The following is a 23547-nucleotide window of genomic DNA, read 5'->3' on the forward strand; positions in this document are numbered from 1 at the left end:
GGCTTGAATCGTTGGCGATAGCGCGCGCGCTGAGATTTACCCTTTTACCGCAGCTTGGATCACAGGTGTCGCCGCAAATGCCTGCTTGAACTCGTCGTTCTGTTCCATTAGCTTGACTAAGCGTTTCGTCAATTCCTCATCTGTTTTCGCCGCTGTTCTGATCTCAACTGGAAACCGCGCCCACAACTGAAATGCTCCTCCGCTAAACTGAAGCCGTGAATCGACCTCCGGAGCGGCAATTGGAGCTTGCATCCAGTTCTCAACATCACGGTGTTGCTGCTCGATGTTAGGACGATAGCTTTCGTAGACCGTCTTCACCTCGTTCATGATGGCGTCGCACACTTTGGTGTAATTAGTCGTCGCTGAGAGCTTCACAATCAGTTCATGCCAGGCGAACTCGGTACCCGGTATCTGCTTGTAGAGAGGCGTGGCCGCCTGAAATAGCACTGCGTTGGAGAAGACAGCCACTCGGCCCGTGGGGTTCATTTCCACCCCGCTGCCTGCTAGCTCCATCATGTAGAACCGCACCAAGCCGACGTCAATTACATCTCCGGTCACGGATGAGACGGTAATCCGATCGCCTACTTTGACCCCATATCTGCCGACGATAAAGAAGTACGCAGCTACAGAGAGTAGGACAGTTTGTAGTCCTACCGCAATGCCGGCTGTAATAAACCCCGCAAACGTTGCGAGGGAATTGAATTGCGTCACAAAACCGAAAAGGACGACAATTACTGAAAGAAAGCCGATCGCAATCCTTCGAACCACCAACAACTGACGTCGCCTTCGTGGATCATGCACGTATTTATTGGTTGCGCGTCTCCATACCTCGCCCCCAACAAAGATGATCCCTAGCGCGATGGCGATCACTACTACGCGAAGCAAAAGCGCGTGAAGGACTTCCTTGTACTCCTGATCCACGGCACCCTGCCATGCGGTAAGGTTTGATCTGCTTTCCTGAAGAACGATAAGTTCCTGGCTCAAGGGGATTGCAGCCGAAGATAGGGCCTGGAAATCCCTCGTGATCGAACCGAGTGTCTCTGCAGAGGTAGCTTGGGACGTCGACATGGGTGGGGTAACAGCTGTTACTGTCGGAGTAGGCTGAATCGAAGTGGGCGCCTTGGTCTTTGTCTCAGCCGGCATCTTCTTTGCTGTTGCTTGAGGCGGGGCCGAAGCCTCAACCGCCTCTTCGGTCAACAGTTGGCCCTTAGTGACAAGAGTGCGAAGAACGGTCGAGATCGGTACTCTAACAGCAAGGGCCGTTTGATGAGCTTTATCGTTCTGGCTGATTAGACCGTCAAGCGCGTGCTTGGTCTCCAACAACTGAAACAAAACCACTCCCTGGCTGCTAACGCCCGAGGATCGCGCTGACTCCAACGTAGTCAGTTGAGGCGCAACGATCTTCTCCTTGCTGTTCAACTCTGGAATGGATCGTTGAAGTCGCTCTACATCCGCCGCAAGTCCGCTTCCGTCTTTGGTGTCGGAGATGCCTACAATCTTTTTTAGCGCCTCGTCCATGGAATTGTTGAGGTCGATGGCTGCCTGAACCCCCTCCCTCTGTAGCCGAAGAGAGTTGATTTGTCGCGAGTTTGCCGTTGCGATCGCCTTATCCAAGTGTCTTCCCGCCCCTTTAGCACCACCAGCGCCTGCTCAACATTCGTCTTGGTGTTCTCTAGTCTCTGTCTATCGCCAGTAGACACATCCTGATGCACAATCGCGAGCGCGGCTCCGGCCTGAGCTGCCTGAAACGCGTAAGTTGCAGCCTGTGAGGAAAGCTCAACCGATTGGGCGAAGTAAACAGCGTCATTTGGCTCCCCGGCCTTCTGAATCGGCACGAGTGAGGCGCGGTAGAAGCTAATTACCGCGTTAAGATGCGACAGAATGTCGGTTCGGCTAGACTGCAAATCAAAGCCAGGTACCCCCCTTGCCGAGACTTTCTTATTCTTTGCCGCTGCCGCATTCTTATCCGGCTTGGGCTCTTGCGAATCATCGGATTTGTCAGGCCGTTGCGGGCTATCTTTTACCTGCGCCCGTGCTCGTCCCATTACGCCGCCGCCCACAAAGACGATGTTAGGGAGAACAAGGGCGACCCATACTAGGAGTGATGGAATACGTCTTTGTCGCTGCACAATCACTTGCTGTTCACTCTTTTCGTCCTGGTTCATCCCCGACTTCATTCCCATTCTTCTTTCAACCTCTCGAGTTTCCCTTTCCTTTGATGCGCAGATCAGAGGCTTTGAGCGCAGCGATCCAGTGCGCCGGCCCGACCTTGTGGGTTCAAGCAGCCAGAGATACTTCGGTCCGCATCAAACCCACAACGCAATCAGAAGGCTCAGCGACTTACAGGGAGAAACATGATGAAAACTATACTTTGGGGGATCGTAGGCTTTTGTGCTGCTGCAGCAGGTTTACTCGTAATCCTGCCGAGGCGAAACGCTCCTATCGAACTGCTCGCACATCGGCTGGAAGATGCTTGGGCAGATCATCACACTATCGTTGAAACTACATAGGTCGGCAGCTTAGATATAGGGTTTGCCGTCGCATGTACTTCATGGCAAGCCGCTATCCTCGTAGCCCTACGAGGTCCTCGATGCGCTCCGAGCACGAGCATTGAGCCTGCTTTAGACGCAGCTGACTTCGCTCCGGTAATTGCGGAGTTTTAGGTTCGAACACTATGCCGACAGCCGCTGAGCGCTGGCCGGCTGTCGCCAATCGCTCGCGTAGGCCACTACTCTAAGATTGTGGTGTTTCATCGGATAGAAGTTTTAGGGATCTGCCGCCGACGATGACCTTGGCGTCCACTACCACTTTGGCAAAGGGTTCATCGATGTTTTCCGTATCGATTACTTGGTACCAATTGGATCCGACCAGCGGCGGCGGTAACGTGAACTCAACACCTTCATGAGAAGCGTTGACGAGAATGAGAAAGCTATCGTCAATGACGGGCTTGCCTTCTTCGTTCGTGACCTGCAAAGTCTGACCGTTCAGGAGTAGGCCAATAGAGCGATTCCATCCTGCGTTCCAAACTTCATCTCCGACTTGATTTCCATCTGGGTTGTACCAGGCAATGTCCTGAATTACTGTGTTTCCGTCCTTCCTGCGAATCTGACGATCCTGGAAGAATTTACGACGGTGAAGATTGGGATGAGAGAGCCTAAACTGGATAAGCTGACTGGTGAAGTCGCGGAGACGTTTGCGAGAATCGTCCAGATCCCAGTCGAACCAAGTCAACTCGTTATCCTGGCAATAGCAGTTGTTGTTGCCGCGCTGGGATCGGGCGACCTCATCGCCTCCTGCGAGCATTGGGACTCCTTGCGAAAGCATCAGAGTGGCAAGGAAGTTGCGGATCTGACGCTCCCTTAACGTGTTGATCTGCGGGTCGTCCGTTGGTCCCTCAGTGCCCATGTTCCAGGATTCGTTGTCGTTGGCGCCATCCTTATTGTCGTCGTGATTCGCTTCGTTGTGTTTTTCGTTGTAGCTTACGAGGTCACATAGAGTGAACCCATCGTGCGCGGTAATGAAGTTTATGCTTGCGTAGGGTTTGCGACCATCGAACTGGTACAGATCGCTTGATCCCGTTAAGCGATTGGCAAAGTCCGATAGCTGACCTGCATCGCCTTTCCAAAAACGACGAATGGTGTCGCGATAGATCCCGTTCCATTCCGCCCAGAGAACAGGGAATTGGCCTACCTGATAGCCCCCGTCACCAACGTCCCACGGCTCTGCAATCAGCTTTACATCCGCTAGGGTGGGGTCCTGATGGATTGTGTCGAAGAAGGAGGAGAGTCGGCTGACATCGTGGAGTTCGCGGGCAAGAGTCGCGGCGAGATCAAAGCGGAACCCGTCCACATGCATCTCGGTAACCCAATACCGCAGCGAATCCATGAGCATCTTCAGCACTTGTGGATTCCGTACATTAAGCGTGTTGCCGGTTCCGGTGTAGTCCATGTAGTGCCGAGGGTCTCCCTCAACCGTACGATAGTAGGTCGCATTGCATACTCCCTTCCAACTCAGCATTGGGCCCATATGATTACCTTCGCAGGTATGGTTGTAGACCACGTCAAGGATCACTTCGATGCCCGCTGCGTGAAGAGCCTTGACCATCTCTTTGAATTCACGCACCTGTCCCCCTCGGTCTCCCGAAGAACTGTACCGTGACATCGGCGCGAAATAGCCTAACGTGTTATATCCCCAGTAGTCGCTAAGACCTTTATCTACGAGATGTCCCTCATCAATAAAGTGATGGACGGGGAGCAATTCAACCGCCGTAATACCGAGTTTCTTGAAGTAGTTGATACTGGACTCGTGCGCCAGGCCCGCGTAGGTACCACGCAGTTTCTCAGGAACCATTGGATTGCGTACGCTAAAACCCTTGACGTGGACTTCATATATGACAGAGTCAGCGAGAGGTGTCTCCGGAGGAGAATCATCTCCCCAATCGAACTTATTATCGATTACTACACTTTTGGGAACGCCAGCCGCACTGTCCTGTTCGTCAATTTTGCAATCGTCGCCCGACGCAAGATCATAGGGAAATATCGGGGCCTTCCAATCGACATCGCCGGATATAGCTTTCGCATACGGATCAACTAGCAATTTATTCGGGTTGAACCGGTGGCCATGGTCGGGTTCCCACAGCCCATGTATGCGATAGCCGTAAAGTTGTCCGGGCTTGATATCAAGCACTAGCCCGTGCCACACGTAAGCCGTACGTTCACGCAAAGCAATACAGGCAGTCTGCTCGCCATCCGAGTTGAACAGGCACAACTCAACGCGGGTCGCATCTTGGGAAAAAATAGCGAAATTGGTGCCGTTCTTGTGAACTGCCGCGCCGAGAGGATAGGGCCTTCCTGGCAGAAGAGTGGGATTTAAGTGGCTCCTCGATTCCTCTTTTTGGGGTGCCTCTAGAACTGTCATTTGTCCTCCTGAAACGACCACCTTATCGACCATGGTCGCATTTGACTTCCAAATTGTTCGGGACCTTCCTGCCAAACGGTTTTACCGCTTGCCTCGGGGAAGCCATCTGTCGAGTCGTCGGACAGATTGGCAGCGAGCATCAGCTGTCGATCACCGCTACTATTCCAAAAACGCACTACGACGGCCCCAACACGCGGCACCCAGCCTTTCTATCCCCCATGTTTAACTGTCAGTAACTTGGTTGAAAAAAACATAAAAAGCGTTGTATGCACCTCCAAGTTGGGTCCAATCAGGCGAACAACTATGGGCGCTGGTCAAGGTGTCCTAACCAAAAGCGAATGTGTCAAAACGGGTCGGTAAAAATTGCATCTCACTTGGGGAACAGAGATACAGTTTCGAAAACCGACGCGAGGACCAACCTAATGCGCGCTTCACACACCCGTTCATTTGGCCTGTTTTGCTTGATGTGTGTATTGAGCGTTCTGGCTAGTGCGGAACCTGTCAAAGTTCGCTATGCGCAGGGCTCCAGTCACGGATTTCTTGCGCTCAAGACTCTTGATGGCCGGTTGATTGCCACTGGAGAGTCAACACAGACCGTTCACGGCGGCCGCGTGACCTCACGTCTTACCTTCCATTTTCTTGACGGTTCAACTGACGACGACGTTACGATCTTTACCCAAAGCAACACCTTCAGGTTGATCAGCGATCACCATATCCAGCGTGGCCCTTCCTTTCCGAAACCAATCGATTTCCTGATCGACGTAGAGTCTGGTCAGATCATCTCCCGGGATAGAGAAGGGAAGCTGACACAGGAACACTTGGATCTGCCTGGAGACGTTTCGAATGGGCTTCCGCCAAATCTACTTCTAAATATCCTACCGTCCACTACGGAAACAAAGATCTCCTACGTTGTTCCAGGCTCAAGACCTCGGGTGGTCCGTCTTTCGATCAAACCAACAGGAAGCCTTCCTTTCACAGTAGGCTCGCTGCGGAGGAAAGCCACGGACTTCACCATCCATGTTGAGTTGGGTGGCCTGACGGGAGTTGTTGCGCCGATCATCGGTAAAGAGCCTGCCGATTATCACATTTGGCTGCAGAACGGCACCCCTCCCGCGTTTGTTCGGGAAGAGGGACCGCTGTATGAGGGAGGACCCATATGGAGAATGGAAGAAATCAGTCCAACGTTTAGCCACTGAATAAGTCGACCATACCTGAGATTTACGTCCCTTGGGCGTGTCGCACGCAAACGCAACACTCATTTGGTCGATCAGCATCACACCGCGACATGTCTTCTCCTAGGTCAGAACCTTCTCCACGGCCTGATGATCTTTATGGTGCTCTCCGAGACATCACGCTAAGACCCTTCAAAACGCTCAAACCCCCATGGAGTTGGAAGGCAGCGATCCTTAGCGCACTGCTCCGCGGAGTGACGTTCTACATCAGCAATTTGCGCTCAGGCCCCGACCGAGCTGCCGCTGCGATGATAGTCGAAGCTTTCTTCGCGGTTTTCGCGTCTGGTTTGATAGGAGCGGTTTCCCAACGGCTGAGGTCGTCCCGACCAGTGTTAGCAACCGCTACGGTTGTGTGTCTAGGGCTGCCGGCTTTGATGGTGATGGCTCAACTCGGGGTGCACCATGCCGCTCGCACTCCTCACGTGGGCCCGGGCGTGCTAGTGTCATTTTGCCTCGCATCCGTTTCAACGGCTTTCAGTTGGTATGCGATGCGACATGGATCATTGCTTGGCGGCGCGGACAGTACTACGCTTGCTCATGACATGGTTAGTCTGCCAGCGATCACTGTCAGCTTTGTCACGTCGGTTCCACGAGCTTTAATGGATCATTATCGTTCGAATCACGGCGCTCGGGAATAATTTAAGGCCTCGGTCGGATAGGCGTAGAGTTCCTTCGCATTTTCTTTACGGCGGTCATACCCGATCACTATTTCTGGTTGGGTCTTCCGAGGGGTTACATTCTCTCCCGCGCCCACCAGAACAGCCCGGCCACCACGATCCAAGCCCCTGAAGCGATGAAGAGCATCAGTGAGAAAGTATGGGTCGGTAGCCCCCGCCACAGTACCATTGCGAATCCGACTAACCCAACCGCCCCTATCGAACCGCCGGCCGCCTCTACACCGGCTTCACCCCGTGCGGAACGGGTCCCTAGCTTGCCGGCCAACGCTTCTCGCTGCGTTTTATGCTTCTCGACTAGGCTCACTCCTGCGGGAAAGATCCCCGGAAACGCCAGGAATAGGCCGCCCACCACCGGCCCGTAGTGGTCCGCGATAAGCCCTGCAAAGACCGTTACTAAACCACCGAAGATGAACCGTGAAGCATACTCAATCGGTTTGGTCTCTTTCAGGGAATCGAACCTTAGCTTTAGCCGCATCTTCTTATCTCCGCAGCCAGAGCGCCCAGATGGCTGCTGCCGTTGCAAACCAGACCGGCATTAATGTGATGGCGGCCATTAGCGATTTCGGCCGCCAACGCACGAGTATAAAGCTCACACAACACGCATAGACGAAAAACGCAATCGCACCAGCAACCATAGAACGAGCCTCTATCGCGATATACGCGGCACCGTGTTTATGCAACGTCAATGACAGCGTCGCAAACGCAATGGTCGGAGCGGCGGCGAACACTCCTCCAAGCGACTCCGGTTTTATCATGTCGCCAAGGATTGCAAACACGCTCACCACTAGGCCGCCTATTAGAAATCGCAATATCGTATCCATCACCACTGTCGCCTTCCTTCGTCCCACTCAGTAATTGCAAGGTCGCTCTTTCTCCCTAGCAACTGAAATGCTTCTTGCCACGGGGTTGGGTAATCCTTTCGTGAGATATTTATGCCGGCCCTTCGTATTAGGTTGCCTGTCAAACACCCACATTTCGGAGCGCAGATGGTAATTCAGGTCTGAACCTCAAAACGAGGCCCTCCCCCTCTGACCCTTGCCGGTCGACCTTCCTCATGACCAGGAATCAACATTCGGGCGGTCGAACTCCGCCTATCGTTGAGCTACAAAACAACTTGAAAGAGAAGAATCGCGTCCCAAGCGTTGATTCACATTCTATTCACATGCAGGGCGGAAATGACTAAGACTCGGATGGGTAAGGCACGGGTTGGAAAAACGTCCAAGACCGGTGGGTTGAACATACGGGAGGCAACCGCCAGCTACGAACATTGGATGCGAAGATGTACGACGGTAATTTCGTCGGATCTTCGTTCAAAGCATGAACAGATGAAAGAGAGTCCCTTCCTTTTCTTGCGGGGAACCTTCTACAGGTGGGCTCAACAATGGTCGTCGATCTGCTCCGATTTGTGCGACGCACCAGAGGTTCTCGCTGTCGGCGATCTGCATGTGAACAGTTTTGGGACTTGGCGAGACGTGGAGGGCCGGCTCTGTTGGGGAGTCGACGATTTCGACGAGGCTTTCCGCTTGCCTTACACCAATGATTTGGTCCGACTAGCCGCCAGCATGAAGATCGTCATCGACGCGGAAGGTTTGTCAATCAAGGTGAAGGCGGGCTGCGACGCTATTTTAGAGGGATATGTCCGGTCTCTCAAGGCAGGCGGCCGCCCTCTGGTTCTCGCGGAACGTGAACAAAAGCTCGGAAAACTCGGCATAGACAGTTTCAAGCCGCCAACCGATTTCTGGGACAAACTAAATCAACTGCCGCCTGTACGTCAGGAGCTTGCTCCTGATGTAAGGCGGGCGCTGGAAAAGACCCTTCCAGACCCGCAAATGAAATATAAAGTCGTCCGTAGACAAGCGGGTCTAGGCAGTCTTGGACAGCAAAGATTTGTGGCGATCGGAGAGTGGCGCGGAGGTTATGTCGCACGAGAAGCGAAGGCTGTGCTGCCGTCTGCCTGCGTCTGGGTGAGGGGGGCGGTTGGCCGTGGCCAGTCCAACTACGAAGATGCGATTTCTTCCGCGGTACGTTCCCCGGACCCTTTCCAGGTCATTCAAGGATCTTGGCTAATTCGTCGCCTTTCGCCGGACTCAAATCCCATTGATATTCAAACTCTGCCCAAGCATAGTGACGAGCAAATGATTCTTCAGGCGATGGGTGCGGAAGCGGCAAACGTCCATCTAGGGACAAAGGGGCAGGCCACCCGCGTTTTGAAAGACTTGAGTAAAAGGAAAGCGAATTGGCTGCGCGACTCTGCAAACCACATGGCCGCGGCCGTGGAGAAGGACTGGAAGCGTTATAAGAAATGCTAAGTTCGAACGCAAGGTTTGCTGGACTAGGATCGGTTCGCTACGAAAACCAAGTATGCAGAGTTCGCCAACTGAGTGCGAACAGCGCTGTCTTCTCCCACTTCGCCGCCTCAAGCGGAACTCGGTAGCCGTTTAGCAATCAAGGTCGTTGTCCATTGACCTCTCCATTCTTCGCGGCATCATGTAGCTAGTGGGATGGCAACCTTTCTCTTTGTGGAAACATCTTTCAAAATTGGCGCCTATCGGAAAATACAAAAGTGCATTTCTCTAGAGGAGAGACTAGAAATGGTGCGGCCGGAATGCTTCAAAGCCCCTTATGTGACGTCGCGCAATGTGCCCTATGGTCCTGCCGGGACGTGGCCGACAGACAACTTCTTGGGCGGAGGTGTACTCGCAAAAGGTCAAACAGTTTGGTTAAAATGTACGCGCGACAAAGGATCCGCGGAGACTCTCGTTCCCGCATTTGTAGAGCATCTCGGTCCTATAGTGGTTGACGCGCGTTTTCTAATTGATCTCGGCCAGCACGTCACATCCTCGCTGCAAAAGTGGAGAGGGATCAGCCCCATCGACCAAGAAGCACGCTATAGACATCGTGGCACTGCGTCAAAATAGAGAGTCGTCGACCAGAGCGCTTCCATTGGCAGCGCTTGGTGAGAGCATTCTGTCTTTTGCAAGCTCTAGCAATTACGACTTGAGGCTAACCTTTCACTTCGCCTTCGTCCTCACCGTCCCAATACTTGATGCGCTGCGCATGCGCTTTGATCAGTACAATTCCCGGCGTTTCGATGCCTTGTTCAAACCATCGTTCCAGGTCGGCGTTCCAATGCTTCTCGAATAGCGCCTTATCCCGGACCAGCTCGGCTATCGCTTCAATCGATATAAATAGCGGAGGCTTACCTAGAATCCCGGCTTTCCCTTGCAAAGACAGGCCCACTCGGGGATCGCGCTGAATATCCGCTACCATTCGCGACGTTTCCCAAGTGAAGAACCACGAATCTCCGTCGTACTCGACATCACCGTTGTTACTCATCGGTCGTGCTCCAATTTCGCCGTCATCGGCCCGCGTGGATAGCATGGTGAAGTCAATATCAGCTACCTTTTTTGCTAAGTCTTTCATAGACATGCCACTCATCAAGTCACCTCAAATGTTAGTTGTTGTTTCACTGCAAGGCTGGAGCAGGGTCCTCCGGTTACGCGCGATTCTCATTCACCGGAGACAAGCAAGAGAAATCGCGAAAACCCCGCTCCCCTGCCAGCCTTAAATCATTGATGCGTTTGCACATCAACACGAAGGTAGATGCGGTTTTAGAAAGCAACGTTTGGACCACAAGAGAGCAATCACTCACCGTTTCACCAAATCGACATAAACTACCGAACAATTCAGTTTAACTGATAGTGCATGCTGGTTTTCATTGGAGCCGGTTGCTGCCGGGTAGCCGTGACAGGTGTTAGCATTCTCGAATGCTCTATCGGCTGTCTTTCGGCAAAACACATGAGGGTCTACTGCGAGTCAGCGCTAGCGCCGGGCGGATTTCAGAGCAGGTCATTTCGATGTACGACGACGATCAGGTGTTTCTAAACCTGGTCGGTCATGCTGGACTGAGCCCAGAGGTCGAACAGGCAATTCGAACGGCGGTTCAGATTGGCTTTGGTCCCGCTAAGACTCCTTCATGCTGCGAAGAAGTTGAGTTGAACGACGATCAACTCGCGTTACTCCGACTCGGAACGGCACGCCGACTTCATCCTTCGGCCGTCTAGTCGTAGGGTATTGACGTGGCGTTCAATCGCTCTGAGCGAGAAACTTCTTCGTTGCTTCGGATGGCGTGTAAATTTCACCGTCGATCATCATGCGGCCAGTGTATGAGCCCCCACGACCAGCAAACTCCCATGCGACTTCGTGCCCTTTGCGCGTAAGGTTTGCCCACTTGGTTTGCTTGGAAGCGTTCTGCTCAAGCCAGAAATTCCCTTCATTATCCACAAAGAAACGCAGCTGCCCATGCCCCGTTATGTCTGTCCAGGTCGACATGTCCTCGAGCCTCGGATCCATGATCTTATGGTAAATCTGGGCGTCCTATAGGGCCTTGCGGAAGGTTAGGTTATAGCGGTGTCCGCCAAAGAGTGGATGGACACCTTTTTTCAGCGGCAGTACGCCGTGATAACGCATGCGTGCCGGGCCTCCCCACACCAGGACATCACCATGAACAACTGGAATGCGAACGGTCTTATCTGAACGCTGATCTCCCCCGAACAGAAAGATCGCAGGGAGACCGAGAGAGACCGAGACAATGGGTGCGGTGAAATCGAGCTCATCCTTATCCTGATGCAGATTAAGCTTCGCCCCTGGCTCATAGCGATTGATGAGACAGCCTTCCGGCACAAAGTCCGGAAATCCAGCTTTACTAGCCGAGCGTTGCGCCAGTTCGACAAACGATGCCGGCATCGCTGGCCAGGGTGATCCCGTATCTGGATCGACAAAGTCGTATCGATAACCTTTCCGATCCGTAACCCAACCCAAGGCGCCGCAGTTTGTCATGGCAACGGACATGCGAAAGCCCCCCGGTGTTGTCATATGTCGGAAAGGCGACTGGTCGGCAATCTCTAACAAGGCATTTTGGATCAGAGCCTCATACCGCAGAGCGAACCCTTCCAAAATTGCGGTACCCGGCCCTAGATAGTCGCGGGGACATGCATGTTTGGAATCGTCCTCAAAGAGAGGAGCTGTCATCCTCATTTTCTTCATCCTCTTACCGTAAATCTTTCTGGTTCCAGATTGGGTCTCTCTGGTCTAGCGGCGCCGCAGGAGGAAACCACAAGGAGAATGATTCCCACCAGGCCTAACTCGCCGGGCCATTAAAACGCGCCTCCATTGCTCGAAACGCCAGCGACCAGACATTCGGTTAGGGCAGTCAAGCCGATTAGGCTTGCCGCAGCCGTGAGTGCGATTCGAACAACAGTTTTCGAAGTGATCTATCTGACATAGAGTTTTGCTTCCTTTTCATCGAGCTGGTTTGTTGCTTCGTCAGTCAACCGCCTACTTGAGTACCTATTAGTCTGAGTCACTAAGAAACTATCCTGGGTCACAAATAGCTGTTTTTTTGCATCTCAGATTACGAAGGCATGGAGCCGCTCTGCAGTTGTTTTACGGGATACTCGGCTTTCTGACATCCAAATTCAAAGCGAAGAAAGTAGGTCACCTGTGGCACTAAACGAAGTTTTAGTTGACGAACTCCGAGACATGTATAGCGCGGAAAATCAATTAGTAAAAGCCCTCCCGAAGCTGGCCAAGGGTGCAATCAACCCGCAACTCAAAGCCCTCTTCACGGCTCATTTGGAGGAGACCAAGGGACAAGTCCTACGGCTGAAACAGGTATTTGAGATTCTTGAAGAAAAGCCAACCGGCGAGCACTGCAACGGAATGGAGGGTGTCATCGAGGAAGGTGCAGATGCGCTGGAAAAGGATGAGGAAGGTCCATCCTTTGACTCCGGCATTGTTGGAGCGGCACTCAGAACCGAACACTACGAGATTGCGGGATACACTGCAACCATCGCAATGGCTCAGACGCTGGGTCTGAAGGACGTTGTATCTTTGCTCACGCAGAACCTCAATGAAGAGCTCAACGCAGCGAAGAATATCTTGGCCGCGGCGAAGCCTATTTTGCGGGAGTCTGCACAACAGCCCGAAGATCAGGAGAAGAAGCCGAAAACTTCGAAGGAAAAAGAGTCCGCTCGAAAGAGTCGTGAGGACGAGAAGAAAGCCGCCCCTACACTCAGACGCAATAGGTAAAGCAAATCTAAAGAGGTGGTCTCGAGACCGCCTCTTTAGATTTAGGTGATGACCTCAGATAAGACTATGTCGGGCTTCGGATCACATACACATTTGAAGTCGGCAGCTGTTCCTGATGATTGCACCCGTTGAATTGATCTAACGTATATAGCTATGGCAAAGAAGAGACTCGCAGCATCCAACTCACGGACTCAGACAGAACTGACACGGCAAGTTTCTTACCTTCATCGCCTTGACACGCTACTCCACTCCATGCGATGCATCGCGCAGTATGAAGATGTCCTTTGCGAACTATCCCACGAAATTAGAACTGCAGGCCGTGTTTCAAACCAGGCAAACGCTGAGCTCCGCAGCATCGTTAGCAATCTACCGTCGGAAGACTACATGTACGATCTCAACTCGGTAAGAGCGATCTTTGTCGAGATCAAACCATCGAAGCTTTCGAGCTCAAGTAGAAAGACGAAGCCGGGCAAACTTCGCAAACGCTATGACGCTGCGGCCAAAACAACTATCACAAAGAAGGCCTCGAGGTAGCAAGCTTGAACGCGAAGTTAGTCGTGTCGAGATCGTCACGACCTAGTTTGCAGCCCTCCGCAACGTTCAGAGCGGCATGTTGAAGATGAGAATATTACTCATTATCGAGTGATCCCGGATCTTCGACTTGTTCTGCCTTCACATGATTGTCCAGTGAAGCCTTACAGTGCAAAATCTGCTGACGATGGTTCTCTTGTTCTGAACGCATTGCCGCGTATTCGTGTGGATAGGTCTTCTTGAGGTCGGCAAATTGAATCTTGCATTCAATCGCGTCGATCTCCCTCTCAGCATCGTGTATCTCTTTGAGCAACGGTTCAATCGTTGGTTTGCCCACATACCCTCCGTACATATTGAGGCTTGGTTAAGCGTTGGAGGAGTTTCCAGGATGGCGCTTCACGATCATTGCGCCACCGCATGTCTTGCATTTCTTATTTCTGATGCTCTCCGGCCGGTCGTCCACGGTCTCGGTCTTTCCACACCCGACGCACGTTATGACAATTTCGCTCATAAAACCCTCTGCAGTAGACCAAATATTCGATTGCATTCGCGAAGCGCCGATCGTCTTTGATCCGAAACCGCATCCACCTCTCTCGTGTACTCGACACCTTTGGAACAGGTACATCGGCCGAGGACGAGAGTCTGGCGCACAAGCTCACGATAATCAGCTTCAGACACCAAATAATCGGCTTCCAATTCAGTACGGGACTTGGAAAGCATTGAAGCCTTATTAGGCTAGGAAAGCACGCCCAGGTGGGTTGGGTTGGCTAGTTGGAAGTGGCATTCGGGTCAATACCTGCAGCTCACTTCGACGTGGTAGCCATTCTAACGCATGGTACGAAGGTCTTACTAAGCAGATTTGCGCTTCATTGGGTCTTGTTGGGTTTCTTCAAACCTAGACCCTTTATTTGGTAACTCTTTGAAACAAATGGCGTGTCAATTCACGTCGACGGTGATGCCGCTTGGTCTGAATTTCACTGGGAGTTTCGCGCGACAATGCGAAAGGACAAATTAGCCGTAACGACGCACCGTGTCGGAAACCCTGGTCTAGCGCAAAGAAGCTGGGTGCGGGCGTCTGGTTCATGTCCATTACTCTGAAGATCGCCAGGCCGTCCCCTAAACGGTTGTCAGTCCTCAGCCACGTCGCCGACGAGAAGCCGACTGTCTGACGTGCTTTTGGCCGAGTATCGGAAGCCTGCCACAATAGCTGCAACGAGAAACTGCGAATCAGCATCCGAAGGAAAATGTCAGAGATAGATAAAATCAATGAACTGCCTGAGCCAGACGAGGTGTCTGGAGTCCACGATGACTCTTTGGAGTATGACGCCGGTTTCCAAGCAGGCAAAGCTGGTAAACCGAGTGACGGGAAGACCGTGGACTGGCACCGGGGCTGGGCAGACGCCCAAGAATAATTTTCTGCGATCAGATTCCGCAGCCAACGGTCGCCCTAAGGTGCACAACTACGAGGTTACGCCTACCTCGCCCCTCGTGGCCGTAACGGCCTTTCTGATGAAAGTCTCAAGCACCTTCATGTCCACATCTGCGAGCTTGCCAGGCTATCCTGCCTCCCAGGTTGTGTTCGAATGCCGTTAGCGTTTGCCAAACTGCTCTATAAGGCGAGTCCCATGGGAATGACGGTTGTCATCACAGATCTCGAGGAACTGCCACGCGTCGCCCCAACCCCTGACCTGCTGCAAAGTATCGCTGCGAATGCTGCCGCGCAAACTGGTCCCTCAATTTGGCAACCGGAGAAGTCTGCTTCTGGTCCGGCCTCTCTGAGGCTCAGCGCATCGGATCAGAGGATCATTGTGTTGCGGAACGGTATTCTGATTGGTTCCGCTCATGCGACGATCGCAGGTCCCGTAACCGAAACCGCAGCGTACAGTCTCTCTAAAGTCGACGACCAGGGATTTCATTGGATGCAATTGCCGTTGCCTGGACAAAACTGGACCGGTAGCAGGGAAGTGTCGGCGGCCGACCGTGCACGAGTGACCATGCCCGACGACTTCCGGGATCGATTGAACGGGGAACTAACACCCGGTGTCACGCTGGTGGTCACGGCGGATTCTCTTCGGGCGGGAGAGACCGGTAAGAGCCTAACCGTTATCGAGGCGGATACGTAAGGTCGGAGGTTCGGAATGTCCATCAGTAATGGACTTGGAGCGCCCGAACTGCGTATCGACGATTGAGTTACGGTATCTCTCCTCCGTTGTCATGCTGCGTTGGTAGCACTGTTTCGTATATACGAGCTATCTGACAAAGCGTGGCATGTATCTGCTGGGAACGACCTGCCGAATGGATGGCGATCAGCAGCCGTCTGTTACGCCACGCGACAGTGCTTACATCAGCACGTTGCGCCATTCTATCTTCTGCTGAGCGATGCTTACGACGAACGGCCAGAGCAGGAGAAAGACATCTGGGATCTTCGACGTCTGTCGATGCTGCATAAGTTAAGCGGTCCGGGCGATAGCGTAGGATCCTTCCAGCAGATAGGCCACATGCAACCGTGCGCTCGATCAGGCGCCCTCTGCAGATGCACGAGGCGTCTTCTACCTTCGCTATCTTCAGGGTAGGGTCCGACGGGAGAATGCGATCCCCGTCTCACAGGAGATCGCGCGTGTCGTGCAGGAGCAGCAGGAAGCCGTGCGCGCGCGAGGTAACGCATCGACATTGTTGTTCCCAAACGAGCGTGGGCGTCCCACACGTCAGGCCAGCTTCTCGCAGGCGATCAATCATCTGGCTTATGTCCACCCGATCAAAGATGCGACCGGAAAGCTGTTCCGCTTCCAGTCGCATCAGTTCCGTCACACGGTTGGAACGAGGATGATCAATCTCGGTGTTCCGCACCACATCATCCAGCGTTACCTCGGGCATAAAGGCCCGGAGATGACCAGCCGCTATGCCCATATCCACGACAGCACGATGCGCGAGAAGCTGTCGGAGTACCTTGCAGGGACGCTGGTCGATGTCACTGGCAAGAAGGTCATGGAGAACACGGCGAACGATACAGCGGAGCTACAGTGGTTCACTCGCAACGTACTCGCGCAGGCTCTGACGAATGGCTTCTGCTCTATCCCTACGGTCGCTGGACCATGTCCCCATCCCAATGCTTGTCTGAACTGCGCCCACTTCCGAACGGATATCACCTTCCTCGATGTTCATCGCTCAGAGTTGCGCGAGACAGAGCGCGTGATCGCCAAAGCAGATGCGAATGGAGGGGTACGTCAAAGCGAAATGAATCAGCGGAAGCGGGAGAACCTGGTGAATATCATCACGTCTCTGGAGGTGGTACATGCGTAGAAATCTAGTGGGGCTTGAACGAAGCACGCAGCTCAGAAGCAAAGCTGTGCTGGAAAGAGCCCAGAATGCCATCCGCCGTATGCAGACCGACGAACAGTCGATCAACTTCCGCACAGTCGCCGCTGAAGCTGGAGTCTCCACAGCATGGCTCTATAAAACCAAGCTCCTGCGTGAGCGCATCATGAAGCTGCGGACAGTCTCAAAGCCAATCGCAGAGAACACAGGCAAAGACCGGAGGCTCATCTCCCAAGAACGAATCATCGCAATGCTGCGACTTCGCGTCAAGGAACTGGAAGCGAAGAATAAAGAACTGAAGGAACAACTGGAACTGGCCTACGGCCAGCTTGTACTACGACCTTCAAACGATAAACCTGCACGTCGTGGACATGTCCACGACGTGCGAAACCGCAATACAAGAAAGAAATCGCTTGACGACTATAGATAATTCTATCAACTGCGCTTCGAGAGCTTGCGCATCGTTGAGTTGGACGATGCGAACGGGAATGGTGTCAGCCTCAGCGATCTGCGCTGCGCGATAGCGCCGGGCTCGGCGACGATCTCGAAGCCCTTCTCCGTTAGCGGCCGCACGAGCAAGGGCGAAAGAACGCCCTGGGTGCGGATGCTTTCGGCCAGTTCCTGCAAAGCGGCGTCTTCAAAGATGCGGCGTGGATTGGTCTTGGACTCACTGAGAAGTGACAGAGAGACGTTGCGGTACTCGGTGGCGTTGCTAATGGTGGTTTCCATGATGCATGGCTCCTTTCGAGCGGTGAACGAGTGAAGGACACAGAGCGGACAGTTTGTGCAGTATCCGCTCAAGGAAGCGGACTAGCCGCGAATCGACTTGTCCGAAAACGCTTCCGCAAAGCCCTGCATGCGCAGGTTGGCGTCCCATGTCTGGGCAAAGCGAAGGTGCTGCTGGTGGAGGGCGACGAGGTGAACGTAGTAGTCGCGGACGATATTGCGGCTCCACTGCTCGACGGCGACATAGTCGTTCCGGCAGTAGAAAGGGTCAAGGTGCGCCCCTCCGGCAAGCCCAAGCTCGAAGCACATCTCCGGATCGCGCATGAGGTCGCCGTTTTGCAGACCATAGTGCGCGACGGAGAGCGTCGGCAGCCCCATGGGGCCGGATTCGTCCATGGCTTCGATAACCAGTGCCAGATAGGGCCGGTTCTCGATCTTGAGGTACAGGCCGTGGTGCCTACCGTCTTTGTCGATCTGGCATCGACGAATCACTTTGCCGGCAAGTTCTCTGCATTCGATCATGGCTTCTCTGGAGTTTCGAAAGTGATAGCGCGAACGTAGCCTTGCGATGGCAACCCAGATCTGAGAACCGACGACTACGCGATGGCCATTCGAACAGCCGGAGAATATCACACTCATCGTGTGTAGACTCATAGTGGTCAAGGGCAAACCATGAAGAGGTGCCCAAAGCCTCACCCAAGTCAGTCTTCGGAAGAGCCGTTCGCGCGCTGCGTGAGGAATGGGGATACTCCCAAGAAGAGTTGGCAGAGCGAGCGGGTCTGCACCGCAACTATGTCGGCGGCGTGGAGCGGGGCGAGCGCAATGTGGCCCTCGAAAACATTGTGAAGTTGGCTGGGGCGCTTTCCATTCGGACGAAAGAGTTGTTTGACTCCCTACCCTAGCTGGCGGATCGACCGAGAGGGGAGTTTGGCCGCTTGAAGCTGCACGTTTGCCGTTCTTCCCTCCTTTCGCAACGCGCCGTTCGCATATGCATTCAACTCTTTTGATGAAAAAACCCTGTTCGGCAAGAGTTAAACTTTCGAGATGACATACCGACTCGCATTCATACGAACCACCGATGGATATCTGAAGATCTTTGCATCTGCAAAAGGAAAAGCTTCTTTGACGGCGATTCATGTGAATCCTGACGTTCTCATGGTCGGTGCTCGATTGGCGAATCTGTCGGAGTTAGAAATCGACAATCTAAACAGCGCGGCAGAGAGGGCTTGGCTAGAGGAAGTTGTGGACGTCTGCTGTGAGGCTATCGAGTTGAATGCTGACCAATTAAAGAGTCTTGGATTCATTGAAGGCTGGCGAAGGCTTGGGTGAGCGGCTAGCCCTTCCCGCTGGCAGCAGCGCAAGATGAAAGAGTTTGCATGTTGCGTTCTATCAACCCATTTGTGGGGGAAAACCTGCAGATGGGACTCTTGATAGGAAGATGGTTCCATGGTGGATGACAGAAGTTTGCGAAAGTGTTAAGGTAGCTGCCGAGACGCGAAGCTCAGGCCCTCCTCCCCCAGGGAGCAAATCATGCACGGCACGATTTTGGTCTACGGCAATGACGAAATCTTAGTGATGACACGCAGCCTCATTCTCGGAAACGCGGGGTATGAGGTGTTCACTGCGGAGACATTTGGAAATGCCATGCTTGTGCTCATGAATCATCCAATTGAACTTGTCGTTTTGTGCCAAACCCTAAAGGGCGAGGAGCGGCGCGGTATTTTGGAAACGGCGCACGCGCTCCAACCAGAAATCAAATGTGTGGTCCTGGATTGCGGGCAGAACGAAGTTTCGATAGATGGGGTGGATCTTATTCGAGGGTTTGTGGGGCCTTCCGCGCTTCTCAATACAGTAGGAAAGCTGCTCATTCAAAATGAGCCTGCGCAGACACGCGCTCCGACTTGAAGCATACTCTTCTCGCGAGTCTAGACTGATGTGTTAGTGACGAATGAGTGCTACAAAAAATGTCAATTGCGGCCCCTGCCGTTGGCGGGATCATGGATCGACAGGCTGGAGTAAAAGGCTGGAACTCTCGGAATACTGTTCCGCATAGTCATAGCCGCCACTCATGGGAGTGATGAATTGTTCGCGACCCACACAAAGCGAGGTCTCTACTGCCGTAGTTCAGTCAGTTTGTCTCTTCCCCCATCGGAGTTTTCGCCGTTCTCGCTGTGTCGGCTTATCTTGAGGTACAGGGGGACGCCTGCTTCCAGTCTGGCCTATATCGTTCCTCTGGAGCGAAGCAGATTGGCTGGTTCCTTGCGGGAACAGCTCTGCTCGTTTGCTACAGCCTATTCCTGAATTCCTCCAAAATCGATTTCGGCACTGTCGATCTCTATCGATTGCTCTGTACCGAGGTTAAGCTGTTGGTCGCTGGCCTCGGCTTCCTTGTTAGTCCACGTCCTGTTCCGTTCTTTTCGTTGCCTTTGCAGTTTTCTTGGGGGAGACGGGTTTGTCAGCTTTCACTGCTTCGACATGCGACGACGGATGATTCAGGACAGATCTGCGATATTTACAATCACTACATTTTAAAAACGCCGATCACGTTTGAAGAGCAACCGGTCCCTCCCGAGGACATGGTGCAACGTATAGAGGAAACTCTACAGAGTCTGCCCTGGCTCGTTTGGGAAGAGGAACAGCAGCTGCTGGGGTACGCTTATGCAAGCAAGTGGAAAGGCCGGTGCGCCTATCGCCACTCCGTCGAGTCCACGATCTATCTGCATCCCGATTCGGTTGGAAAACGGATCGGCTCTCAACTCTACGGTGCGTTGCTGACCGGCCTTCGTCAGCGACAGTTTCACACCGTCATCGGTGGTATCGCGCTTCCAAATGAAACCAGCGTAGCGCTACACGAGAAGTTTGGATTCGAGAAAGTCGCTCATTTCACGCAGGTTGGTAAGAAATTCGACCACTGGATCGACGTTGGGTACTGGCAACTGCTTCTGTTGAACGGATGACTCTTCTCTCCGCTTCGAACTAACGGTTCAGCGACCAATATTGTTGCTTTCTCACAGTCGCTCAGTTGTGATTGACTGCGAGTTTGATCCCTTAGCGAAGTCCGCGCCGGCATCGAGGTCGAAGCTAAGAGTAGATCCTCAGATATCTCTTTTCGTCTTGGAGTGATCACGGATGCCAAAACGCAGTGCGGGCCTCTTGATGTTTTGTCCATCAAATGATCAGTTGCAGGTATTTCTCGTTCATCCGGGAGGACCGCTCTGGGCCAGGAAAGACAAGGGGGGCGTGGACTATACCCAAAGGGGAATATGCACAGGACGAGAATCCGCTTGCCGCGGCGCGTCGCGAGTTCGAAGAGGAGACGGGCTTTCAGGCCATCGGCGAATTCGTCGATCTAGGCTCGATCAATCAGAAGAGTGGCAAGGTCGTCAACGCATGGGCATTCCGGGGCGATTGCGATCCGGCCAAATTGACGAGCAATACGTGTGAGATCGAATGGCCTCCTCGTACCGGACATCATCTCGAAATACCTGAAGTCGATCGCGGCCGCTGGTTTTCAATGAACGAGGCAGGTGAATATATCCGCGAAGAACAACGTGAGCTTTTGCGAGGGCTCTCCAGGCCTGCCTGGGGTTGAGCGATGAATCAGCCAATGAGGGAAAATTGTCCTCTCGACCCTCACTCGTGGATAATTCTGCAACGGATTGTCTTTCCGGGAATCATTTGAAGGATTGGGATTGGGAGGCTATCGATGGCGGGGATAGGGACACAGCTTCGGGCAATTCGCCTGCAATGGGGACTTTCGTTGCGCGAGGTGGAAGAACGTAGCTTCAGCCTTGCTCAGGAATGTGGAGAACCGACCTATCAGATCTCCGGCAGTTGGCTTGCGCGAGTGGAACGGGGAAAACATGAGCTGACCATCCCCAAGCTGATCTCTTTGGCTACGATCTACAACCTGCCGCCTGAGGAGTTACTGCGCCAATGCAGGCCTGGCGGAGCCGCATTGCCACACTCCAACCAGTTCCAGGGACAGGGTCCCAATACGACGCTTCTGCTGGCCAAAGGTCCCCTGGAAGAGCAGGCACGTTACCTGTTGCCGGATGGCTTCAGCTCCGATCTGCCGCCTGAGGAGACAACCCTTCTCCCTCCGGAAGACGGTATGCAGCCAAGTCAATACCGGCGGGCCATCATCGGCCGGCGCGATCGAACGCTCGATCCGATGCTCCGAGCGGGCTCCATCATCAAGATAGATACCCAGAAGCGGGCGATCCAATGGCGCAAAGATTGGGCAAATGAATTCGATCGACCCATCTATTTTCTCCTTACGCATGCTGGTTATGTCTGCGGTTGGTGCGAACTGGACAGAGACTCGATCTGGCTGACCCTGGTGACTCATCCGCTTTCCCATGCAGCCAGTCAGCGTTGGCGCTACCGAAAAGAGGTAGAAGTCATTGGACGCGTCGTCGCGGGGGCCATGCGCTTCGTCGCATAGTTCTGAAGCGGAGATCTCGTCCCATTCACTGCTTGGTCATGCCACTTCGGTGGAAAGGAAATGGCGCCGGCCAGTGCGACGCCACCATGGGATTGGCCACCCTCCATTGAAGACCTAAGTGGAGGAGCCTTGCAACAAAAACCAGGTAGCAGGATGCGACATTCTTATCAGCGTCGGTCGAGCGAGCGCGGTGGAGTGGGGAGGACGAGAGAAACTGCTCTCGACCATTCAGAGGTCCCGGGCTAGATTGTTCGCTGCAAGTCAAGAATCATCGGAAGGTTTCCTTGTTCATAGAGTGCAAGCACACGCTGTGTCATGAGGTAGTACTTCGCGATCGCCGGCTGAGCATAAGAAGCGAAAGAGGTTTCGAGGTTGCCCGTCTTTGCTGCACCCCTGAGCCTCTCGACATGCCACTCGATCTCTCGCGCAGTAAGCCGCAGATCCTCCGCGACTACGACCGCCTCGGGATACCATTGCTGCACATAAAAGGCGATGTCAATCAGGACCGCGCTGTTTCGTTCGAGGATCTCGAGTCCCTTGAGACCGCCGATGAGTTTCGAGATCTGGGCTGGCTCAAGTTCGGAGGCGGCATCGTCTGTCCTGCGTTGCCCCGATTCATCGGCGTAATCCATGGCGATCCGAGCGACGCTATCACGGTCAATGAAGGTCAGCCGTCCGAGCAGCTGCCCCCAGCTCCCATTGGAGGTTTGACGAGATCGACGATAGTAGTAAAGCCCGACCGCGATGAGAGAGACGAGGAAACCTACCGCAGCCGCGAGAAAGTAAACTGTACGCGTGCTCACTCGTCTCTCCGTGATCGAAGGCTCTGCAACTGGTGTTCGGCTTGTCTTTGCAAGGCTAACAATTGTCCGCGCATGTGCTCTGAGAGTTCACGAGGTTGAGGTGCTTCCCGCCACAACATAATAATCCAATAGACGACGCAGACTAGATAGATGGCGATTCGCGTATGGGACAGTTCGTCGTAGGTTCGGGTGTCGCGCTTGAGACCGAAGTAGGTCCGGCCTGTTTCTATCAATACAGTGGCAATGGAATAGGTTCCCAGTCCCTGGGAGATCCTTGCGACGTGGGTCTTCCAGGGTAGGCCGGCTGTCACCGACAAGACGATCATCCCGACGAACAGCTCGCTCAGTAACGCCGCAGAAAAGAAATTGCCCCTGATCATCGCCGTCTGAATCCAGAGCCGGGTGGGCGGACTCGCCAGCCAGGTCAGCCCCGCCGCCAGTGCAATGCTTCCGGCGATCCACACCACAAGACTGCGCTTAATATCACTTGCCCATGCTCCTAACGGGCGAAATATGAGCGACGTCATCTCGTAAACGACAGCGAGCTGCAACAGGACGTCGAGGACTGCCAGGGTCCAGTAGGTGTAGAAATAGTCCGCCCTGGTCCCGTATAGCTGGATCAGAAACAACACGATCGTTCTCACGATGTTTGCACCGATAAGAGTCGTGAAGATCGGGAACTCTCCGGCACGGCGACGGACCAAGAGAACCGATAGCAAGACGAGGTGAGCAAGGAAGCTACCAGCCCAGAACAGGAGATCGATGCCAGTCAAATGCACTTCAATTCTCCCGTTCGGGCGGTAGTCTCA

General features: G+C 53.5%; 26 protein-coding genes and 2 pseudogenes. 13 read left to right on the forward strand and 15 right to left on the reverse strand.

From position 1 onward, the window contains the following. Positions 1–36: 36 nt before the first annotated feature. The 4 genes from RBB76_RS21615 to RBB76_RS21630 all read right to left on the reverse strand — a co-directional run bounded on the left by RBB76_RS21615 (position 37) and on the right by RBB76_RS21630 (position 5117). A complete protein-coding gene (locus tag RBB76_RS21615) occupies positions 37–1614 on the reverse strand; it encodes a mechanosensitive ion channel family protein (protein WP_429634409.1) in 1578 nt (525 codons plus the stop codon). Continuing rightward, entirely contained in the window at positions 1503–2165 is a 663-nt protein-coding gene (locus RBB76_RS21620) for a hypothetical protein (protein ID WP_429634407.1), read from the reverse strand. The genes RBB76_RS21615 and RBB76_RS21620 overlap by 112 nt, the downstream gene beginning before the upstream one ends. A 568-nt stretch (positions 2166–2733) precedes the next feature. Beyond that, positions 2734–4917, reverse strand: a complete 2184-nt coding sequence (gene glgX, locus RBB76_RS21625; RefSeq protein ID WP_433963475.1) for a glycogen debranching protein GlgX — start codon at positions 4915–4917, stop codon at positions 2734–2736. After that, positions 4914–5117 carry a DUF3459 domain-containing protein gene (locus RBB76_RS21630; protein ID WP_433963476.1) on the reverse strand — a complete coding sequence of 68 codons (204 nt, stop codon included), beginning with the start codon at positions 5115–5117 and terminating at the stop codon, positions 4914–4916. The genes glgX and RBB76_RS21630 overlap by 4 nt, the downstream gene beginning before the upstream one ends. 273 nt (positions 5118–5390) lie before the next feature. Here RBB76_RS21630 and RBB76_RS21635 point away from each other — a divergent pair, with 273 nt between their 5' ends. Beyond that, complete coding sequence (locus RBB76_RS21635) at positions 5391–6113, forward strand: hypothetical protein (protein ID WP_429634403.1); 723 nt, start codon at positions 5391–5393, stop codon at positions 6111–6113. 768 nt (positions 6114–6881) lie between these two features. On the opposite strand, the gene RBB76_RS21640 is transcribed toward RBB76_RS21635, so the two are convergent. Both RBB76_RS21640 and RBB76_RS21645 read right to left on the reverse strand, forming a co-directional pair. Beyond that, on the reverse strand, positions 6882–7301 hold the full coding sequence (locus tag RBB76_RS21640; RefSeq protein WP_260739424.1) for a DUF3147 family protein: 420 nt from the start codon (positions 7299–7301) through the stop codon (positions 6882–6884). Between the two features lie 4 nt (positions 7302–7305). Next, a complete protein-coding gene (locus tag RBB76_RS21645) occupies positions 7306–7647 on the reverse strand; it encodes a DUF3147 family protein (RefSeq protein ID WP_260739422.1) in 342 nt (113 codons plus the stop codon). Between the two features lie 450 nt (positions 7648–8097). Here RBB76_RS21645 and RBB76_RS21650 point away from each other — a divergent pair, with 450 nt between their 5' ends. Further along, positions 8098–9135, forward strand: coding sequence for a DUF2252 family protein (locus RBB76_RS21650; protein ID WP_433963577.1), 1038 nt, complete (start codon positions 8098–8100; stop codon positions 9133–9135). A gap of 694 nt (positions 9136–9829) precedes the next feature. Here the strand turns inward: RBB76_RS21650 and RBB76_RS21655 are convergent. The 3 genes from RBB76_RS21655 to alkB form a co-directional block, all read right to left on the reverse strand. After that, positions 9830–10249, reverse strand: a complete 420-nt coding sequence (locus RBB76_RS21655) for a pyridoxamine 5'-phosphate oxidase family protein (RefSeq protein WP_429634399.1) — start codon at positions 10247–10249, stop codon at positions 9830–9832. A 663-nt stretch (positions 10250–10912) separates the two neighbouring features. Then, positions 10913–11158, reverse strand: a complete 246-nt coding sequence (locus tag RBB76_RS21660) for a hypothetical protein (protein ID WP_429634397.1) — start codon at positions 11156–11158, stop codon at positions 10913–10915. Positions 11159–11203: 45 nt separating this feature from the next. Continuing rightward, positions 11204–11863, reverse strand: coding sequence for a DNA oxidative demethylase AlkB (gene alkB / locus RBB76_RS21665; RefSeq protein WP_429634395.1), 660 nt, complete (start codon positions 11861–11863; stop codon positions 11204–11206). A gap of 465 nt (positions 11864–12328) precedes the next feature. Here alkB and RBB76_RS21670 point away from each other — a divergent pair, with 465 nt between their 5' ends. Next, complete coding sequence (locus RBB76_RS21670; RefSeq protein ID WP_429634393.1) at positions 12329–12916, forward strand: ferritin-like domain-containing protein; 588 nt, start codon at positions 12329–12331, stop codon at positions 12914–12916. Positions 12917–13544: 628 nt separating this feature from the next. Here RBB76_RS21670 and RBB76_RS21675 read toward each other — a convergent pair. Continuing rightward, positions 13545–13784 carry a hypothetical protein gene (locus RBB76_RS21675; RefSeq protein WP_429634391.1) on the reverse strand — a complete coding sequence of 80 codons (240 nt, stop codon included), beginning with the start codon at positions 13782–13784 and terminating at the stop codon, positions 13545–13547. A 968-nt stretch (positions 13785–14752) separates the two neighbouring features. Between RBB76_RS21675 and RBB76_RS21680 the strand changes: the two genes are divergently transcribed. The 4 genes and pseudogenes from RBB76_RS21680 to RBB76_RS21695 all read left to right on the forward strand — a co-directional run. Further along, positions 14753–15040, forward strand: a complete 288-nt coding sequence (locus RBB76_RS21680; protein ID WP_429634389.1) for a hypothetical protein — start codon at positions 14753–14755, stop codon at positions 15038–15040. Further along, the gene (locus tag RBB76_RS21685; protein ID WP_429634387.1) at positions 15031–15570 is read left to right on the forward strand and encodes a hypothetical protein; all 540 of its coding nucleotides are present in this window, start codon (positions 15031–15033) and stop codon (positions 15568–15570) included. The genes RBB76_RS21680 and RBB76_RS21685 overlap by 10 nt, the downstream gene beginning before the upstream one ends. Positions 15571–16012: 442 nt before the next feature. After that, a pseudogene (locus RBB76_RS21690) lies at positions 16013–16747 on the forward strand (tyrosine-type recombinase/integrase); the annotation flags it as partial. After that, a pseudogene (locus RBB76_RS21695) lies at positions 16740–17063 on the forward strand (DUF6262 family protein); the annotation flags it as partial. The pseudogenes RBB76_RS21690 and RBB76_RS21695, both read left to right, overlap by 8 nt. Positions 17064–17105: 42 nt before the next feature. Here RBB76_RS21695 and RBB76_RS21700 read toward each other — a convergent pair. The 3 genes from RBB76_RS21700 to RBB76_RS21710 form a co-directional block, all read right to left on the reverse strand. Then, positions 17106–17270 (reverse strand): hypothetical protein, encoded by a 165-nt coding sequence (locus RBB76_RS21700; protein ID WP_433963578.1) that lies wholly within the window; start codon positions 17268–17270, stop codon positions 17106–17108. Continuing rightward, the gene (locus tag RBB76_RS21705) at positions 17198–17491 is read right to left on the reverse strand and encodes a ParB/RepB/Spo0J family partition protein (protein ID WP_429634385.1); all 294 of its coding nucleotides are present in this window, start codon (positions 17489–17491) and stop codon (positions 17198–17200) included. Before RBB76_RS21705 ends, RBB76_RS21700 begins: the two co-directional genes overlap by 73 nt. 81 nt (positions 17492–17572) lie before the next feature. Further along, positions 17573–18010, reverse strand: coding sequence for a DUF6908 domain-containing protein (locus RBB76_RS21710; protein WP_429634383.1), 438 nt, complete (start codon positions 18008–18010; stop codon positions 17573–17575). Positions 18011–18168: 158 nt separating this feature from the next. Between RBB76_RS21710 and RBB76_RS21715 the strand changes: the two genes are divergently transcribed. The 6 genes from RBB76_RS21715 (at position 18169) to RBB76_RS21740 (ending at position 21935) form a co-directional block, all read left to right on the forward strand. Then, positions 18169–18390 (forward strand): helix-turn-helix domain-containing protein, encoded by a 222-nt coding sequence (locus RBB76_RS21715; RefSeq protein ID WP_429634381.1) that lies wholly within the window; start codon positions 18169–18171, stop codon positions 18388–18390. Positions 18391–18532: 142 nt separating this feature from the next. Then, positions 18533–18817, forward strand: coding sequence for a hypothetical protein (locus RBB76_RS21720; protein ID WP_429634379.1), 285 nt, complete (start codon positions 18533–18535; stop codon positions 18815–18817). Between the two features lie 201 nt (positions 18818–19018). After that, a complete protein-coding gene (locus tag RBB76_RS21725) occupies positions 19019–19393 on the forward strand; it encodes a hypothetical protein (RefSeq protein WP_429634377.1) in 375 nt (124 codons plus the stop codon). Positions 19394–19659: 266 nt separating this feature from the next. Further along, entirely contained in the window at positions 19660–20445 is a 786-nt protein-coding gene (locus RBB76_RS21730; protein ID WP_429634375.1) for an arsinothricin resistance N-acetyltransferase ArsN1 family B, read from the forward strand. 215 nt (positions 20446–20660) lie between these two features. Then, a complete protein-coding gene (locus RBB76_RS21735; RefSeq protein ID WP_429634373.1) occupies positions 20661–21080 on the forward strand; it encodes an NUDIX domain-containing protein in 420 nt (139 codons plus the stop codon). A 114-nt stretch (positions 21081–21194) separates the two neighbouring features. Beyond that, on the forward strand, positions 21195–21935 hold the full coding sequence (locus RBB76_RS21740) for a helix-turn-helix domain-containing protein (protein ID WP_429634371.1): 741 nt from the start codon (positions 21195–21197) through the stop codon (positions 21933–21935). A 242-nt stretch (positions 21936–22177) separates the two neighbouring features. On the opposite strand, the gene RBB76_RS21745 is transcribed toward RBB76_RS21740, so the two are convergent. Both RBB76_RS21745 and RBB76_RS21750 read right to left on the reverse strand, forming a co-directional pair. Further along, positions 22178–22738, reverse strand: a complete 561-nt coding sequence (locus RBB76_RS21745) for a hypothetical protein (protein ID WP_429634369.1) — start codon at positions 22736–22738, stop codon at positions 22178–22180. Beyond that, positions 22735–23517 carry a hypothetical protein gene (locus tag RBB76_RS21750; protein WP_429634367.1) on the reverse strand — a complete coding sequence of 261 codons (783 nt, stop codon included), beginning with the start codon at positions 23515–23517 and terminating at the stop codon, positions 22735–22737. The genes RBB76_RS21745 and RBB76_RS21750 overlap by 4 nt, the downstream gene beginning before the upstream one ends. Positions 23518–23547: the final 30 nt, after the last annotated feature.

This window comes from Tunturiibacter psychrotolerans, from assembly GCF_051013365.1.
Lineage (GTDB): Bacteria > Acidobacteriota > Terriglobia > Terriglobales > Acidobacteriaceae > Edaphobacter > Edaphobacter psychrotolerans_A.

Excerpts from the sequence above, each read along its gene's own strand:
- RBB76_RS21620 (WP_429634407.1), bottom strand. The coding sequence starts at position 2,165 with ATGAACCAGGACGAAAAGAGTGAACAGCAAGTGATTGTGCAGCGACAA.
- glgX (WP_433963475.1), bottom strand. The coding sequence starts at position 4,917 with ATGACAGTTCTAGAGGCACCCCAAAAAGAGGAATCGAGGAGCCACTTA.
- RBB76_RS21640 (WP_260739424.1), bottom strand. The coding sequence starts at position 7,301 with ATGCGGCTAAAGCTAAGGTTCGATTCCCTGAAAGAGACCAAACCGATT.
- RBB76_RS21645 (WP_260739422.1), bottom strand. The coding sequence starts at position 7,647 with ATGGATACGATATTGCGATTTCTAATAGGCGGCCTAGTGGTGAGCGTG.
- RBB76_RS21650 (WP_433963577.1), top strand. The coding sequence starts at position 8,098 with ATGCGAAGATGTACGACGGTAATTTCGTCGGATCTTCGTTCAAAGCAT.
- RBB76_RS21655 (WP_429634399.1), bottom strand. The coding sequence starts at position 10,249 with ATGAAAGACTTAGCAAAAAAGGTAGCTGATATTGACTTCACCATGCTA.
- RBB76_RS21660 (WP_429634397.1), bottom strand. The coding sequence starts at position 11,158 with ATGTCGACCTGGACAGACATAACGGGGCATGGGCAGCTGCGTTTCTTT.
- alkB (WP_429634395.1), bottom strand. The coding sequence starts at position 11,863 with ATGAGGATGACAGCTCCTCTCTTTGAGGACGATTCCAAACATGCATGT.
- RBB76_RS21680 (WP_429634389.1), top strand. The coding sequence starts at position 14,753 with ATGACTCTTTGGAGTATGACGCCGGTTTCCAAGCAGGCAAAGCTGGTA.
- RBB76_RS21685 (WP_429634387.1), top strand. The coding sequence starts at position 15,031 with ATGCCGTTAGCGTTTGCCAAACTGCTCTATAAGGCGAGTCCCATGGGA.
- RBB76_RS21705 (WP_429634385.1), bottom strand. The coding sequence starts at position 17,491 with ATGGAAACCACCATTAGCAACGCCACCGAGTACCGCAACGTCTCTCTG.
- RBB76_RS21710 (WP_429634383.1), bottom strand. The coding sequence starts at position 18,010 with ATGATCGAATGCAGAGAACTTGCCGGCAAAGTGATTCGTCGATGCCAG.
- RBB76_RS21720 (WP_429634379.1), top strand. The coding sequence starts at position 18,533 with ATGACATACCGACTCGCATTCATACGAACCACCGATGGATATCTGAAG.
- RBB76_RS21725 (WP_429634377.1), top strand. The coding sequence starts at position 19,019 with ATGCACGGCACGATTTTGGTCTACGGCAATGACGAAATCTTAGTGATG.
- RBB76_RS21735 (WP_429634373.1), top strand. The coding sequence starts at position 20,661 with ATGATCAGTTGCAGGTATTTCTCGTTCATCCGGGAGGACCGCTCTGGG.
- RBB76_RS21740 (WP_429634371.1), top strand. The coding sequence starts at position 21,195 with ATGGCGGGGATAGGGACACAGCTTCGGGCAATTCGCCTGCAATGGGGA.